Raw genomic sequence first — 15,451 nt, 5'->3', positions numbered from 1 at the left:
TAACAAAAATGAGTAAAAATTGGGTTAAACATAAGTAAAACCTTATAGTTAATCTTTCAGCCATTGGCGGAGTGCTTGAAAATTGCGTAAGTCATTGATGCGTATGACATTGCGTCAATTGCGGATCTTCAATGAAGTCTGCGATCTGCGGTCCTACAGCCGCGCGGCTGAGGAAATGTCTCTCACGCAACCGGCCGTCAGCCTGCAGATTCGTCAGCTCGAGGAGCTGATCGGGCAGCCTTTGTTCGAGTACGTCGGCAAGAAGCTGTACCTGACCGAAGCCGCCGAGGCGCTGCAATTGGCCAGCCGTGACATTTTCGGGCGTCTGGAAAACCTCGACATGCAGCTCTCCGACATGCAGGGCTCGTTGCAGGGGCAACTCAAGCTTGCGATCGAATCCAGCGCCAAGTATTTCGTTCCCCACCTGTTCGCAGCTTTTAAGCGCCAATACCCCGAAGTCATGCTGAATCTGACGGTGGTCAATCGCGCCCAGGTGATCCGCAGGCTTTCAGACAACCGTGACGATCTGGTGGTGATGTCGATGGTGCCGCAAGACATGGGGCTGGAGTTTCTGCCGTTCCTCAACAACCCGATTGTTGCAGTCGCGCGCCCCGATCATCCGTTGTCGCAACTGGCCAATCCAACCCTCAAGGATCTTGAAGGCCACACACTGATCATTCGCGAGCATGGCTCGGGAACACGCCGGGCCTGCGAGGAGTATTTCAAGGAAAAGCGCATCCACTTCGAGCACACGCTGGAAGTGTCCTCGGCCGAAGCGCAGCGCGAATGCGTGGTGGCGGGGCTGGGTGTGGCCCTGCTGACACGGCATGCGCTGAGCCTGGAACTGGCCACCGCAACCCTCAAGGAGCTGCCGGTGGCCGAGCTGCCGCTGTATCGCAGCTGGTGCGTGGTACAGGCCAGAGACAAGCGCCTATCGCCGGTGGCTCACGCCTTCCTTGCGTTCATCCGCACCGAACGTGCACAGATCAGCGAGCTGGTCGCGCGTTTTGATGGCCAGCTTCCGCAGCGCTAGCGCTCTGCCAGAAGGAACCGGAGACATCGAGGTAATCATCGAATTCGAGGGTCAGGCGGCGGTCTTCGAACCGCGTTTCAATCGCACGCCGAAACGCCATGCGGCGCTGGTCTTCCTGCTGACGGCGGGTTTTGACGTTGGAGGTCTGTGAGTCATCGTAGTGCCGAGGCATATCCTGTCTCCCATTGCGTGTGCGGGAGTACAGGGTGGCCTTGGGGCGTGACGATCAAGCGGCGAAAGCGTTACAAGTTGGTGAAGGCTTTCAATCTTCCGATGACTTGATCGACTTGGGCGACAGACGCAGGCTGCGCAAGCTGCGCTTCACGCTCTTGAGGTGGTTGACCAGACTTGGGCCGCGGGCCATGGCGACGCCCATTGCCAGCACGTCGATGACCACCAGGTGCGCGATGCGCGAGGTCAGCGGCGTATAGATCTCGGTGTCTTCGTGAACGTCGATGGCCAGGTTGACCGTCGACAGTTCCGCCAGCGGGGTCTGGCTCGGGCACAGGGTAATCAGGTTGGCGCCGCTCTCACGCACCAGGTTGGCGGTGATGAGCAGGTCTTTGGAGCGCCCCGACTGCGAAATGCACACCGCGACATCGGTAGGCTTGAGCGTCACGGCCGACATGGCCTGCATGTGCGGATCCGAGTAGGACGCAGCCGTCAGCAACAGTCGGAAGAACTTGTGCTGGGCGTCAGCCGCTACAGCTCCCGATGCACCGAAGCCATAGAACTCCACCCGATGGGCCGAGGCCATCACCGACACGGCCGCCTGCAGCGCGTGAGGGTCGAGCTTCTCGCGCACCTCCATCAGCGTGTGCAGCGTGGTGTCGAAGATTTTCAGGCTGTAGTCGGCCACCGAATCGTCTTCATGGATCGCGAACTGCCCGAAGCTTGCGCCAGCGGCCAGGCTCTGGGCCAGCTTGAGCTTCAGGTCCTGGAACCCGGTGCAGCCGATGGCTCGGCAAAAGCGCACGATGGTGGGCTCGCTGATGCCGACGCTATGGGCCAGATCGGCCATGGAGCTATGCATCACTGCCGCAGGATCGAGCAGCACATGGTCGGCTACCTTGAGCTCCGACTTACGCAAGAGATGGCGGGACTGGGCGATGTGCTGCAACAGATTCAAAGGACAGGACTCATTAGAAGGATGGGCCGGGTTGTAGCTTTCTTGTAGTTATACTACATGACCTGCAAGCCGCACAGCTAAACGAGCCTGCAATGCTCAAACGATCGTTTGTGAGCGACTCGTCGCCGTGGAGTGTAGGACTTTTCACGCATGACTCCAGGCACCCACTACACAATCACGCAGGACATTGCCCATCGCACTCGCCTCCACCGGCCGACTGATCAGGTAGCCTTGCACCTCATCGCAGGCATGTGCCCGCAGAAACGCCAACTGCTGCGCGTCTTCCACGCCCTCGGCCACCACTTTCAGGCCCAGGCTGTGGGCCATGGCGATGATGGCGCGAGTGATTGCCGCATCTTCGGTGCCCTCGTTCAGGCCACGAATGAACGCCTGGTCGATCTTGACGTAGTCCACCGGAAAACGCTTGAGGTAACTCAGGGATGAATAGCCGGTACCAAAATCGTCGATGGCCAGCTTCACCCCCAGCTCACGCAACTGCTGGAAGGTGCTGATGATGTGTTCGACACTGTCGAGCAACTGGCTTTCGGTCAATTCCAGTTCAAGGTATTCGGGCATCAGCCCGGTTTCATCGAGCACCTGGCGCACCAGGCTGACCAGCTTGCCCTGACGCAACTGGTGCACGGACAGGTTCACCGACACCCGGATCGGCGCCAGGCCGCTGCGTTGCCACTCGCACGCCTGCCGACAGGCGCGGCGCAGGACGAACTCCCCGATATCGGCGATCAGCCCGCTCTCCTCTGCCAACCCGATGAACTCCCCCGGCGGCACCATGCCCCGGACCGGATGCAGCCAGCGCACCAGCGCCTCGGCGGAATTCAGCAGCCCGGTCGCCAGCTCAAGCTTGGGTTGGTAAAACACTTCAAGCTGCCCTTCCTCGATAGCGCGGCGCAGTTGAATCTCCATTTGCAACCGCTCCAGGGTGCGCGCCTGAAGGCTGTCGGTGTAGAACTGGAAGTTGTTCCCGCCCAGGTGCTTGGCGTGTTGCATCGCCATGTTGGCCTGGCTGACCAGCGCGACCACGTCCTTGCCCGATTCGGGCAACAGCGCGATGCCGATGGAGGCATTGACGACCAGTTCATGCCCACTCACCGACAAAGGCGCACGCAGCTTGGCCAGCAGGCGCGTGGTGGTGCGGGCCAGCGTGGTGAGGTTGCCGTGGGTGTCGAACAGCACTGCGAACTCATCGGCGGACAGCCGGGCAATGGTGTCGGCGTCGGACAGTTCGGCACTCAGGCGGCGCCCGACCTGACGCAGCAACTGGTCAGCGACATCCAGCCCCAGGCTGTCGTTGAGCAGCTTGAAGCGATCCAGGTTGATGTGCAGCAAGGCCAGGTTCTGCCCGCCTTGTCGAACACGCTGATTGGCCTCGCGCAGCCGCTCGTTGAACAGCGAACGATTGGCAAGGCCGGTCAGTTCATCGTAGTGCGACAGGTAGCGGGTGCGTTCTTCGTACTGCCGGGCCAGCTCCTGATTGAGCGCCTCGCTTTTGGCCTGGGCTTCTTGCAGATGCTCGATCAGGGCCAGGTTCTGAAAGCGTCGGGTCAGGCCGCGCTGGATCAACCGGTTGACCTGCGCGCTCACCACGATCAGCGCCAGCAGAAGAATCAGCCCCAGCCACGCCCAGCCGCGCAACGGCACATCCCCGCCCCAGAACAGGTAAACGATGGGCGGGGCCAGACAGGGAACGGTGAACGTCAGGAACGCCGGAATGCTCGCGGCGTAGGCCACGCTGGCCGACAGGGTCGCCGCGCCGATCAGGCCGAAGACCCAGGCCTGCTGGAGGAAGCTTTCAACGGGCACCACCACCAGCGCCGCGCTGGCCAGTGTCAGGCCACTGACGCAGGCCCCAGCGAGAAACATCCGCCGCCAGATCGGCTGCGCCTGGCGCTCAGGCGGTGCTGCGCGAAACGCGGCCACCTGCAACACCCGCAGGCACACCAGCGCCGACAGCCAGCCGACCCAGATGCCCACCAACAGATAGCGTTCAGGGCTCCAGAGCAGCCAGGCGCAGAGCATGCCGTTGATGAACATGAACAAGGTCGGCAGCAGCGAGCCTTGATAAAGAAGACGTGTGCGCTCGACGGCAAGCTGGGTCGCGAACTGTTTGCGGATGACGCGGCGTGTCGCCACAGAGTCGGCCGGGGCGTCTTTGCTGGAGATCATGGCAATTCTTGTAATTAGTGGGCCTTGAACGTCAGCGGAGCATACACAAGCCACCGCACGGACCATACAGTCAGAAAAATAAATTGCATGAATGGCTCGGGGGCCTCGCTTTCCGCGCTCTCACCTCCTTGTAGGAGCGCGCTTGCCCGCGACCGCGGCGGGTCAGCCAACCCATCCGTCACAGGCACACCGCCATCGCGGGCAAGCGCGCTCCTACAGGGCTGTGGTGTGATCTTGTCTACCGACCGGCGTTAGAGTTTGCCCGCCATCCCCGCCGCACCCTAGAATGCGCCGATGCATACTGATGACCTCTCCCTCCTGCTCAATTCCCTCAACGATGCCCAACGCCAGGCGGTCGCCGCCTCCGTGGGTCGTCAGTTGGTCCTGGCCGGCGCTGGTTCCGGCAAAACCCGTGTGCTCGTGCACCGCATCGCCTGGCTGATGCAGGTCGAGAACGCCTCGCCGCACTCGGTCCTGTCGGTGACGTTCACCAACAAGGCCGCCGCCGAGATGCGTCATCGCATCGAGCAACTGATGGGCATCAGCCCGGCGGGCATGTGGGTCGGCACGTTCCACGGCCTGGCGCACCGCCTGCTGCGGGCGCACTGGCAGGAAGCGGGGCTGAACCAGAATTTCCAGATCCTGGACAGCGACGACCAGCAGCGGCTGGTCAAGCGCGTGATCCGCGAGATGGGCCTGGACGAGCAGAAATGGCCTGCGCGTCAGGCCCAGTGGTTCATCAACGGCCAGAAAGACGAAGGCCTGCGACCCAAGCACATCCAGGCCGCCGGCGACATGTTTCTCGGCACCATGAAGGCGATTTACGAGGCGTACGAAGCCGCTTGCCAGCGCGCCAGCGTCATCGACTTCTCGGAACTGCTGCTTCGCGCCCTGGACCTGTGGCGCGACAACCCGGGCCTGCTGGAACACTACCAGCGCCGTTTCCGTCACATCCTGGTGGACGAATTCCAGGACACCAACGCCGTGCAGTACGCCTGGTTGCGCCTGCTGGCCAAGGGCGGCGACAGTCTGATGGTGGTCGGCGACGACGACCAGTCGATTTACGGCTGGCGCGGCGCGAAGATCGAGAACATTCATCAGTATTCCGATGACTTCCCGGACACCGAAACCATACGCCTGGAGCAGAACTATCGCTCCACGGCCAGCATCCTGAAAGCCGCCAACGGGCTGATCGTCAACAACAGCGGCCGCCTGGGCAAGGAACTGTGGACCGACGTCGGCGACGGCGAGTTGATCAGCCTGTACGCCGCGTTCAACGAACACGACGAAGCGCGCTACGTGGTCGAGACCATCGAAAGCGCGATCAAGACCGGCATGTCGCGCAGCGATATCGCCATTCTCTACCGCTCCAACGCCCAGTCCCGGGTGCTGGAAGAGGCCTTGCTGCGCGAGCGCATCCCGTACCGCATCTACGGCGGCCAGCGCTTCTTCGAGCGCGCCGAGATCAAGAACGCCATGGCCTACCTGCGCCTGCTCGATGGCCGTGGCAACGATTCGGCCCTTGAGCGCGTGATCAACGTGCCGCCGCGAGGCATCGGCGAGAAGACCGTCGAGGCGATCCGCGAGCACGCCCGCCACGCCGACGTGTCGATGTGGGAATCGGTGCGCCTGCTGGTGGCCAACAAAGGAGTCACCGGGCGCGCCGCCAGTGCGCTGGGCGCCTTTATCGAGCTGATCGAGAACCTCTCGGCCAAGGTCATGGACATGCCGCTGCACCTGATGACCCAGACCGTCATCGAGCAGTCGGGCCTCATCACCTACCACCAGGAAGAAAAAGGCGAGAAGGGCCAGGCTCGGGTAGAAAACCTTGAGGAACTGGTCAGCGCCGCCCGCGCCTTCGAAACCAGCGAGGGCGAGGAAGACCTGACGCCGCTGGCCGCATTCCTCGGCCATGCATCCCTGGAAGCCGGCGATACCCAGGCCGATGAACACGAAGACAGCGTCCAGCTGATGACGCTGCACAGCGCCAAGGGCCTGGAATTCCCTTACGTGTTCCTGGTGGGCATGGAAGAAGGCCTGTTCCCGCACAAGATGAGCCTGGAAGAGCCGGGACGCCTTGAAGAAGAACGCCGCCTGGCCTACGTCGGCATCACCCGCGCGATGCAGCACCTGGTGCTGACCTACGCCGAAACCCGACGCCTGTACGGCAGCGAGACCTACAACAAGGTGTCGCGCTTCGTACGCGAGGTTCCACCGAATCTGATTCAGGAAGTGCGCCTGTCCAACAGCGTCTCGCGCCCGTTCGGCGGCTCCAAGACCATGGCGCCCAGCCGGCTGTTCGACGGCGAAGGCATCCCCCAGAGCCAGTTCTCCCTCGGCCAGCGCGTGCAGCACGCGGTGTTCGGCGAAGGCGTGATCCTCAACTTCGAAGGCTCGGGCGCCCAGGCGCGGGTCCAGGTGAACTTCGCCGAAGGCAGCAAGTGGCTGATGCTGGGGTATGCGAAGCTGGAGCCGGTTTGATTCCGGTCTGACGCCGGACCTCTGTAGGAGCGCGCTTGCCCGCGATTGCGGCGTGTCTGTAACGAATGAATCGTCTGACACACCGCAATCGCGGGCAAGCGCGCTCCTACAGGGTCCACTTGCATTCCTACGTTGCGCCCCCATCTTTCCTACAGAACTTTCTCAACTGCCCTACGACCCAAGTAGTACGGGCTCTATTGAGATCCACGCAAAAGCCAGAAACATATGGTCGCTGGTCAGACACATTTGTCCTGTTCAATATGGCGCGCGTGCAATCCACAAACGGGAATTCCCTATATGCAACGTTTTCTAAGCATCGCCTTGGCGCTGGTCATCGGGCTCACCATGAGTCTGGATGCCAACGCCGCGCGTTTCGGTGGCGGCAAGAGCATGGGCTCGGCGCCTAGCCACCAGGCGCGTCAGACAGCTCCATCCGCTCCAGCCGCAGCACCTAACGCCGCCGGTCGCCCTGCGCCTGCGGCAGGCGGTGCTTCCAAATGGCTGGGTCCACTGGCCGGTATCGCTGCCGGTGGCCTGCTGGCCTCCATGTTCATGGGCGGCGGTTTCCAGGGCATGCAGTTCTTCGACATCCTGATCATGGCGGTCATCGCCTTCGTGATCTTCCGCTTCATCGCGGCCCGTCGTCGCAAACAGCAGCCACACATGGCTCCAGCCGGTGCTCCGTACCAGCGTGAAACCATCGAGCAGCCTGCGCAGAACACCAACTCGATGTTCGGCGGCTCGCCTGCCGCGTCGGCCCGTCCGGTGATCAACGCGCCAGCCTGGTTCAACGAAGAGCGCTTCATTGAAGCCGCACGCAATCACTTCCAGTCGCTGCAGCAGCACTGGGACGCGAACGAGATGGACAAGATCGCCGAGTTCGTGACCCCGCAAATGCTGCAGTTCCTGAAAAAGGAACGTGCCGACCTGGGCGACGGCTTCCAGTCGACCTACATCGACAACCTGAGCGTGCAACTGGAAGGTGTCGACGACCGCGCAGACAAGACCATTGCCACGCTGACCTTCAGCGGCGTCTCGAAGACTTCGCGTTTCGACCAGGGTGAAGTGTTCAGCGAAAGCTGGAACATGGAACGCGCCCCGGGCGAGAACCAGCCTTGGCTGGTGGCAGGTATTCGCCAGAACGGCTGAAACTCTGCGGCATCGCTCTAGTCAAAAACCCCGAACTCGTTTCGGGGTTTTGCTTTTTTGAGTTCTGCGATTAATTTGGTGATGTCTTTAAGCTACTGTATAACCCGCGCAATTTGTTAGAGGATCCACGTCGTGGAAGAAGTCATCGAACAACTCCGTGAAGCCAATGAGCCGGTTCCCGTCCCGCTTGAGCTGCCGGACGAAGATCAGCTGGTCGAAATCGAAGAAGAGCTGTTCATCAACATTCCTTTCGTGTTCAAGGAATTTCTGCTGACGGTCAGCGACGTGGTATACGGCAGCCTGGAGCCGGTCACGGTCACCGACCCCGGCTCGCACACCTACCTGCCGGAAGTGGCGGCCAACGCCTGGGACGCAGGCGTGCCCCGCGACCTGATCCCGATCTGCCAGGACGGTGACGACTACTACTGCGTCGAGGAAGACGGCACCGTGGTGCTGTGGTCCGGCGAAGAAGAGCTGGTCACCGAAGAGAGCTGGGAATCGGTGTGGCACTGGGCGCGGGACGTCTGGCTGGAAAGCTGAGCCGCGCCTGCCCTCACCTTTCGACCTTCGGGGCTCAAGTTTGCGAGCTTAGCGCTCCGAAGGTTCCTGGTTGTTGCCCAGCGTCTCCAGCAGCGCGATCTGCATGCGCGTGTGCACGCGGATGAACCAGCGCCACAGCACCGCGGCCACCACCGCCGCGACCATCACGATCAGCAGCAGCCACTCGCTGGTCGGTAGCATGCTCGCCGAGAGCAATGCGATCAGCACAAACAGCACCGACAGCGACAGCAGCGGGATCACTTCGGCGATCACCCGGCGCACCCGCTCGGTATGGCGCCCCGCCATTTCCGGCTTGACCCCCATCTCTGCCAGCAGCATCGAGAGCGCCTTGAGCTTGCGATAGGCCGCGATCAGGAACGGCAGCGACAGCAGCAACGACGCGCCCCAGACCCATGCCTTCTGCTGGCCGACTTCACTGACCCACTCGCTGAAGTATTCGCCGATGCGCTCGCCGAAATACCCGCCGCAGAAGAAGATCGCTACCACCAGGGCCAGGTTCACGCCCACTTGCAGCAGAATCTTGCGAATCATCGATGCCAGCAACGCGCCCTGCCCCTGGGGCTGGATGCTGCGCAGCCATTCCCCGTACAGGCCGAAAACCCGGGCGACGCGCGCAGGCACGATATTGCCCAGGGAGTGCGACAGCGGATCGGCCGCCCGGATCAGGTAGGGCGTCAGCAGCGTGGTGATCGCCGACACAGCCACCGCAACCGGATAGAGGAAGTCGCTGGTGACCTGCAACGTCATCCCCAGCGCCGCGATGATGAAGGAAAATTCGCCAATCTGTGACAGGCCCATCCCGACCCGCAGTGAGGTCTTGCCGTCGTTACCGGCGATAAACGCCCCCAGTCCGCAAGACAACATCTTGCCCAGCACCACGGCCACGGTGATGACTGCGATTGGCCAGGCATAGTCGAGCAGGATCTTAGGATCGATCATCAAACCGATGGCGACGAAGAAGATGGCGCTGAACATGTCGCGAATGGGTTCGATCAGGTGCTCGATTTTCATCAATTGCCGGGATTCGGCCATGATCGCGCCGATCAGGAACGCGCCGAGCACCATGCTGTATTCCAGCTTCACCACCAGCAGGCAGAAGCCGAAACACAGGCCCAATACGGTGATGAGCAGCATCTCGTTGCTTTCGAACTTTGCCACGTAGGCCAACAGGCGCGGCACCAGCAGAATGCCAATGACCAGGGCGACAATCATGAACAGCGAGAGCTTGCCTACGGTGGAGAAGACTTCGCCGGAGCTGACCGTGCCGCTGACCGCGATGCCGGACAGCAACGCGATGATACCGATACCCAATATGTCCTCGACGATCAGCACGCCGAAGATCAGTTGGGCAAACCGCTGGTTCTTCATCTTCAGGTCATTGAGCGCCTTGACGATGATGGTCGTTGAGGAGATGGCCAGGATCGCTCCCAGAAACAGCGAATCCATGGTGCTCCAGCCGAAATACTGGCCGATCTCGTAGCCGATCCAGATCATCAGCATGATTTCGAGAAACGCGGCAATGAACGCCGTGGCGCCAACCTTGAACAGCTTGCGCAGGCTGAATTCGAGCCCCAGGCAGAGCATCAGGAAGATCACTCCAAGCTCGGCCAGGGTCTTGATGGTGTCTTCGTCGTGGATCAGGCCGAACGGCGGGGTGTGCGGACCGATGATGAAGCCGGCCACGATATAGCCCAGCACCACCGGTTGTTTGAGACGATGAAACAGCACCGTCACCACCCCGGCCACGAGCATGATGACGGCCAGATCCTGAATGAAACTGATGGCGTGCATGGGCGCGGCTCCTTGTCACTAGCAGTGGTATGCGCGTTCTCGCCTCGATAGAGAAGCGACTGCTGTGCGAAAAGCCGCCAACGGTGTCGGTTTAATCTGACAGGAACGCAGGAATTACCCCATCCAAGGGTTTTTGCAGGTTAACACCGCACAAAAGCCGATAAAGCCGGTGCAATATATAGAAACAGATAGGCTTCAAGCGTGACGACGACGCGGCGGTTTGCGTCCCGATAACGTTGGCTTTGATTGCCAATCCACACCCGAGCACCGTCCAAGGTGCCAACTTGACTCAATTGACCGTGAGCACGCTATGGAACCCGGAAACGCCCAGCTGTCGATGACTGTATTGATGACCCCGGACATGGCCAACTTCTCTGGCAACGTGCACGGCGGCACCCTGCTCAAATACCTCGACGAAGTGGCTTACGCCTGCGCGGCCCGTTATGCCGGCCGGTATGTCGTGACGCTGTCGGTGGATCAGGTGATCTTCCGCGAGCCGGTGCATGTCGGCGAGCTGGTGACCTTTCTCGCCTCGGTGAACTACACCGGCAACACCTCAATGGAAGTCGGGATCAAGGTCGTGACCGAGAACATCCGCGAGCGCTCGGTGCGTCACTCCAACAGCTGCTTCTTCACCATGGTGGCCGTGGATGACCAGCGCAAGCCGGTGAGCGTGCCGCCTCTGGTGCCCGAGACCAGCGAGGGCAAGCGCCGCTACGTCCAGGCCCAGCAACGCCGCCAGATTCGCCAGGAACTGGAAAAGCGCTACCGCGAAATCCGTGAGGATGGTGTGTAAGGCGACATCCATCTGTAGGAGCGCGCTTGCCCGCGACGGCAGTGTGTCTGAGCCCGGTGTGGGTCTGATACACCGCGGTCGCGGGCAAGCGCGCTCCTACAATCGGCATTCGCGGTGTGTCAGGCAGCCGCCCCGCCGGCAAGCGGACGCCGCACGGCCGGGCTGCTACGGGTCAAGGGTGCAAACGCACCGCCTCGAACTTCACCCGCGGATGCGCAATCCGGTCCTGGGCGCGTACCAGTTCCAGCTCGTAGCTGCCGCACGCCTGGGTCTCCAGCAGCACCTCATGCACCGCCGAAGCCGTGTATTCGAAGGCGCTGCGCAAATCATCCCCCAGCAACACCTTCGACAGGAACAGTCCCGAAGTCAGGTCGCCCACGCCCACTGGCTGGCGCGGGAAGGCCAACAGCGGCCTGCGCAGGTGCCAGCTTTCGTGCTCGGTCACCAGCAGCATTTCAAAGCCGTCGGCGGGCTTTCCGGGGTAATCCAGGTGCTTGACCACGATGGCTTTCGGCCCCCGGGCCAACAATGCGCGGGCCATGGCCAGGCAATCCATCAAGGAGCTTGGCTTGCGCCCTGAAAAGCTGTCCAGTTCCAACTGGTTCGGGCAGAGGAAATCCGCCACTGCAGCCGCTTCATCCAGCAGGAAATCACTGACTTCCTGGGGCACGATGCAGCCTTTCTCGGGGTGCCCCATGACCGGATCACACAGGTACAGCGCACGGGGGTTGGCGCGCTTGATCTGCGCCACTGCCGTCAGAATCGCCCGCCCCTGCGCCGCGCTGCCCAGATAACCCGACAATACCGCATCGCAATTGCCCAGCTCGCCGATGGCCGCGATCCCTTCGACCAACGCAGGAATTTGCTGCGGCGCCAACACTTCGCCCGCCCAGTGTCCATACTGAGTATGGTTGGAGAACTGCACCGTGTTGAGCGGCCAGACATTGATGCCGATCCGCTGCATGGGAAATACCGCAGCGCTGTTGCCAGCATGTCCGAAGACCACGTGAGACTGGATGGCGAGTAAATGAGGCGAACGTTTCATGACAGGTTCCTGAAGCCGGGAAAGCACCTTAGTAGTGAAGCCGGACGAAGTGAAGCGAAATTAAACGACCGGACTATGGCTGTCGGTGACCTGAGGCAGTTAAGCTGGACATCTTCCGTTGGAGCTCTCTTTCCATGCTGACCCTGGGCAACATTTTCGTCCTGATGCTGCTGGCAACCGCTGGCGCCTGGCTGTGGCATTCCCATGGCCTGCGCGAACGTGCCCTTGAGCGCGTGAAACAGCACTGTGCCAAGCTCGACATCGAATTGCTCGATGGCAACGTCGCCCTGCGTCGTATCACGTTCAAGCGCGACAACGAGGGCCGCAAGCGTCTGGCCCGGGTGTACAACTTCGAGTTCACCGTGACCGGCGAGCAACGCCACCCCGGCACCATCACCATGTTCGGCAAGCACACCGCCCAGATCGAACTGGCGCCCTACCCGTTCGAAATCAAGAATCCCAAGCCGACCGCGGAAATCATCCAGCTCAACGAGTGGCGCCAGGAACACAACAAGTGGAAGCAGTGAGCGGCCTCTAGACCCTGCAACCGGTCAATCGCTCGCTCAACTGCGCCTCATCCTGCGGCTCGGCAAAGATCAACTCCAACCGCGAATCCTTGCGCCACTCACTGGGCGCCCACTGGATGTCGCTGCCATCGAGCCCGTTGCCCGACACCCACCCATCCTGACTGTGGATAACCAGCTTGGCGCGGCGCCAGCCAAGGCTTTGCAGCCATTCGCGCACTTTGCCTGCGTCGAACACCCGATCCGGATGCCAACGCCAGCCGATGCTCCAACCCTCGGGCTGCGCCTGGCTCAGGCAGATCGGCGTCATCGGGTCGGTCCAGACGGCCGGCATCTGCGCCAGGGTCCTGGGCGCAACGAAGTTATCCACACCCTCCCGCGCACGCACGTCGATACCGGGCAGTTGATCCAGCGCAACGACGCCCGACTCGGTCCAGACCACAGGGCGATCAGGCAGCGAGTGGATGATTGCCTGTCGAGCCGCTGCGTCCAGCCCCGCCGACTTGTTCAGCACCAGCAGCCCGGCGTCCGTCATCGCATCGTGCTGGGTTGCGGGCAACGGCTTGCCCTGGACCAGCGCCAGTGCATCGAGCACCATGACGCAAGGCTGCACCGCCAGCACGCCTGCCCACGGCGCGTCTTTCAGTTGCGCCATCAGTTGCACCGGGTGACCCAGCCCGGACGGCTCGATGAACAGCCGGTCAGGCTTTGCCTTGCGCAAAAGGCGCCCCAGGCCGATCTGGAACGGCGCGCCATTGACGCAGCACAGGCAACCACCAGCCACTTCGCCAAGTGCGATACCATCCTCGGCCGTGCTGAGCAGCGCAGCGTCCAGGCCGATCTGACCGAATTCGTTGATCAGAATGGCCCAGCGCTCACCCGCAGGCTTGAGCGAAAGCAGGTGCTTGATGAGGCTGGTCTTGCCGGCACCCAAAGGGCCAGCAATGACATGGGTGGGAATGTTCTGCAGCATGTCCGGCCATTGTTGAACGTCGCTCCCGAAAACGAGCGCAGACGGAGGTAATCGATGCGAGCAATCTGGCTGCCCGTGCGGCTGGCGTTGGTGCTGTTGGCGGTCACGTCGGGACAGACGTGGGCTGAATCCTGCGTGGTTCATAGTCAGGCCGAGCGACTTGACGTGAAAGTCTGTCAGGAAAATCTCAATATTCCGCCAGATCTCTTCCGCAACGGTTTCTGCAAACCGCAGCTCAAGGACCAGAAGGTCGAAGTCGCCTACATGGAGCAATGCCCCTCGGGGTCCTTCGGCCAGTGCAGCAACGCACAAGTCGCCAATATGCCCTATCGGCAGAACATTCACTATTACGGCGTGGCCAGCGATGCCGCCTTCCTCAAGCCCTTTTGCGAGCAGCAGAGCAAGGGTGTGTGGAAGGCGCAGTAGACGCCGATGATTGCGGTGGTGATTGCAAATACGCCCCCGCCGGCAAGCGGAACGCCGCCCGGCCGGGCTGCTACGGGTTCTGGTTGTTCACAACTACCGTGTACGCAACCTATCCGTAGCAGCACGGCTTGCCGGCGGGAGCGGTCTCAAGCCCTACGCCGCTTCCCCATGCCAATCACCAAACGGATCGGCCAACTCTCTCCACCCTTCAACACCCACCGCCATCTCGACATCGGTCAACAGGCATGCATCAAGATCGGCGTTCAGCCGGGCGAAATCGATGTTCTGGCCGATGAATACCAGTTCCTGCCGGCAATCCCCACTCTGCGCCATCCAGTTGCGCATGATGACCTCGGTGCTTTCCTGATCCTGCGGCCAGTGCTCCTTGGGCACGAAACGCCACCAGCGCCCGGCGAAGCCATATCGCATCAACCCGCCCGCCTGTGACCAACTGCCGGCCTCCTGATGCTTGCTCGCCAGCCAGAAGAAGCCCTTGGAACGCAGCAGTTTGCCGTTGCTCCAGTCGCCATTGATGAAATCGAAAAACCGCTGCGGGTGAAACGGTCGGCGCGCGCGATAGGCCGTCGAGGCGATGCCGTACTCTTCGGTTTCCGGCACATGCTCACCCCGCAGTTCCTTGAGCCAGCCCGGCGCCTGGGCCGCGCGCTCGAAATCGAAGCGGCCGGTATCCAGAATCTTGCCCAGCGGCACTGCGCCCATCACCATCGGCAGTATTTCCGCCTGGCTGTTGAGGCTTTTCAGGATCGCCATCAACTCCTGGCGCTCGGCCGAGCTGATGAGGTCGATCTTGCTGATGAGGATCACGTCGGCGAACTCCACCTGCTCGATCAGCAAATCGGTGATGGAACGTTCGTCATCTTCACCCAGCGTTTCGCCGCGTGAGTCGAGGCTTTCCGCAGCCTGGTAGTCCTGTAGGAAATTCAGGCCATCGACCACGGTGACCATGGTGTCCAGGCGCGCAATATCAGCCAGACTCTGTCCCGCCTCGTCGCGAAAGGTGAAGGTTTCCGCCACCGGCAGCGGCTCGGAAATGCCGGTGGACTCGATCAGCAGATAATCGAAGCGGCCATCGCGCGCCAGCCGGCTGACTTCTTCCAGAAGGTCTTCGCGCAGGGTGCAGCAGATGCAGCCGTTGCTCATTTCCACGAGCTTTTCTTCGGCGCGGTTGAGGCTGACGTCACGCTGGACCTCACCGCCATCGATGTTGATTTCGCTCATGTCATTGACGATGACCGCCACTCGCAGGTCTTCGCGGTTACGCAGGATATGGTTGAGCAGCGTGCTTTTGCCGGCGCCGAGAAAGCCGGACAGGACGGTAACGGGGAGGCGGTTCATCAT

The 15,451-nt window shown here is 61.5% G+C and carries 14 protein-coding genes; 7 read left to right on the top strand and 7 right to left on the bottom strand.

What is annotated here, in order from left to right; genetic code table 11:
- The first annotated feature begins 82 nt into the window (after positions 1 to 82).
- Positions 83 to 1,033 (top strand): LysR family transcriptional regulator, encoded by a 951-nt coding sequence (locus tag ACIPO9_RS03160; protein ID WP_400778862.1) that lies wholly within the window; start codon positions 83 to 85, stop codon positions 1,031 to 1,033.
- Here the strand turns inward: ACIPO9_RS03160 and ACIPO9_RS03155 are convergent.
- The 3 genes from ACIPO9_RS03155 to ACIPO9_RS03145 form a co-directional block, all read right to left on the bottom strand.
- Positions 987 to 1,133: a PA3496 family putative envelope integrity protein gene (locus tag ACIPO9_RS03155; protein WP_400779230.1), complete on the bottom strand. Its 147-nt coding sequence runs from the start codon at positions 1,131 to 1,133 to the stop codon at positions 987 to 989. The genes ACIPO9_RS03160 and ACIPO9_RS03155 overlap by 47 nt on opposite strands.
- A 162-nt stretch (positions 1,134 to 1,295) precedes the next feature.
- Positions 1,296 to 2,162 (bottom strand): transcriptional regulator HexR, encoded by an 867-nt coding sequence (hexR, locus tag ACIPO9_RS03150; RefSeq protein WP_274132150.1) that lies wholly within the window; start codon positions 2,160 to 2,162, stop codon positions 1,296 to 1,298.
- Between the two features lie 144 nt (positions 2,163 to 2,306).
- Complete coding sequence (locus ACIPO9_RS03145; protein ID WP_400778860.1) at positions 2,307 to 4,346, bottom strand: putative bifunctional diguanylate cyclase/phosphodiesterase; 2,040 nt, start codon at positions 4,344 to 4,346, stop codon at positions 2,307 to 2,309.
- 294 nt (positions 4,347 to 4,640) lie between these two features.
- Between ACIPO9_RS03145 and uvrD the strand changes: the two genes are divergently transcribed.
- From uvrD to ACIPO9_RS03130, 3 genes are all read left to right on the top strand, one after another.
- Positions 4,641 to 6,827, top strand: a complete 2,187-nt coding sequence (gene uvrD / locus ACIPO9_RS03140; protein WP_400778858.1) for a DNA helicase II — start codon at positions 4,641 to 4,643, stop codon at positions 6,825 to 6,827.
- Between the two features lie 297 nt (positions 6,828 to 7,124).
- Positions 7,125 to 7,976 (top strand): Tim44 domain-containing protein, encoded by an 852-nt coding sequence (locus ACIPO9_RS03135; protein WP_274132147.1) that lies wholly within the window; start codon positions 7,125 to 7,127, stop codon positions 7,974 to 7,976.
- A 132-nt stretch (positions 7,977 to 8,108) separates the two neighbouring features.
- Positions 8,109 to 8,516 (top strand): SMI1/KNR4 family protein, encoded by a 408-nt coding sequence (locus ACIPO9_RS03130; protein WP_274132146.1) that lies wholly within the window; start codon positions 8,109 to 8,111, stop codon positions 8,514 to 8,516.
- Between the two features lie 48 nt (positions 8,517 to 8,564).
- Here ACIPO9_RS03130 and ACIPO9_RS03125 read toward each other — a convergent pair whose 3' ends face one another.
- Positions 8,565 to 10,328: a cation:proton antiporter gene (locus ACIPO9_RS03125; protein WP_400778856.1), complete on the bottom strand. Its 1,764-nt coding sequence runs from the start codon at positions 10,326 to 10,328 to the stop codon at positions 8,565 to 8,567.
- Positions 10,329 to 10,638: 310 nt separating this feature from the next.
- On the opposite strand from ACIPO9_RS03125, the gene ACIPO9_RS03120 reads away from it, so the two are divergent.
- Positions 10,639 to 11,124: an acyl-CoA thioesterase gene (locus ACIPO9_RS03120; protein WP_274132144.1), complete on the top strand. Its 486-nt coding sequence runs from the start codon at positions 10,639 to 10,641 to the stop codon at positions 11,122 to 11,124.
- 172 nt (positions 11,125 to 11,296) lie between these two features.
- Here ACIPO9_RS03120 and pdxY read toward each other — a convergent pair whose 3' ends face one another.
- Entirely contained in the window at positions 11,297 to 12,169 is an 873-nt protein-coding gene (gene pdxY, locus ACIPO9_RS03115; protein WP_400606232.1) for a pyridoxal kinase PdxY, read from the bottom strand.
- 134 nt (positions 12,170 to 12,303) lie between these two features.
- Between pdxY and ACIPO9_RS03110 the strand changes: the two genes are divergently transcribed.
- Positions 12,304 to 12,696 (top strand): DUF3301 domain-containing protein, encoded by a 393-nt coding sequence (locus ACIPO9_RS03110; protein WP_274132142.1) that lies wholly within the window; start codon positions 12,304 to 12,306, stop codon positions 12,694 to 12,696.
- Between the two features lie 7 nt (positions 12,697 to 12,703).
- On the opposite strand, the gene ACIPO9_RS03105 is transcribed toward ACIPO9_RS03110, so the two are convergent.
- The gene (locus tag ACIPO9_RS03105) at positions 12,704 to 13,666 is read right to left on the bottom strand and encodes a GTP-binding protein (RefSeq protein WP_274132141.1); all 963 of its coding nucleotides are present in this window, start codon (positions 13,664 to 13,666) and stop codon (positions 12,704 to 12,706) included.
- Between the two features lie 54 nt (positions 13,667 to 13,720).
- Between ACIPO9_RS03105 and ACIPO9_RS03100 the strand changes: the two genes are divergently transcribed.
- Positions 13,721 to 14,092, top strand: a complete 372-nt coding sequence (locus tag ACIPO9_RS03100) for an NADH:ubiquinone oxidoreductase (RefSeq protein ID WP_400778854.1) — start codon at positions 13,721 to 13,723, stop codon at positions 14,090 to 14,092.
- A gap of 153 nt (positions 14,093 to 14,245) precedes the next feature.
- On the opposite strand, the gene zigA is transcribed toward ACIPO9_RS03100, so the two are convergent.
- Positions 14,246 to 15,451: a zinc metallochaperone GTPase ZigA gene (gene zigA, locus ACIPO9_RS03095; protein ID WP_400778852.1), complete on the bottom strand. Its 1,206-nt coding sequence runs from the start codon at positions 15,449 to 15,451 to the stop codon at positions 14,246 to 14,248.

The organism is Pseudomonas sp. NPDC090203 (assembly GCF_044746765.1).
GTDB classification, from domain to species: Bacteria; Pseudomonadota; Gammaproteobacteria; order Pseudomonadales; family Pseudomonadaceae; genus Aquipseudomonas; species Aquipseudomonas putida_AD.
This window is presented reverse-complemented; position numbering and strand designations above follow the sequence as displayed.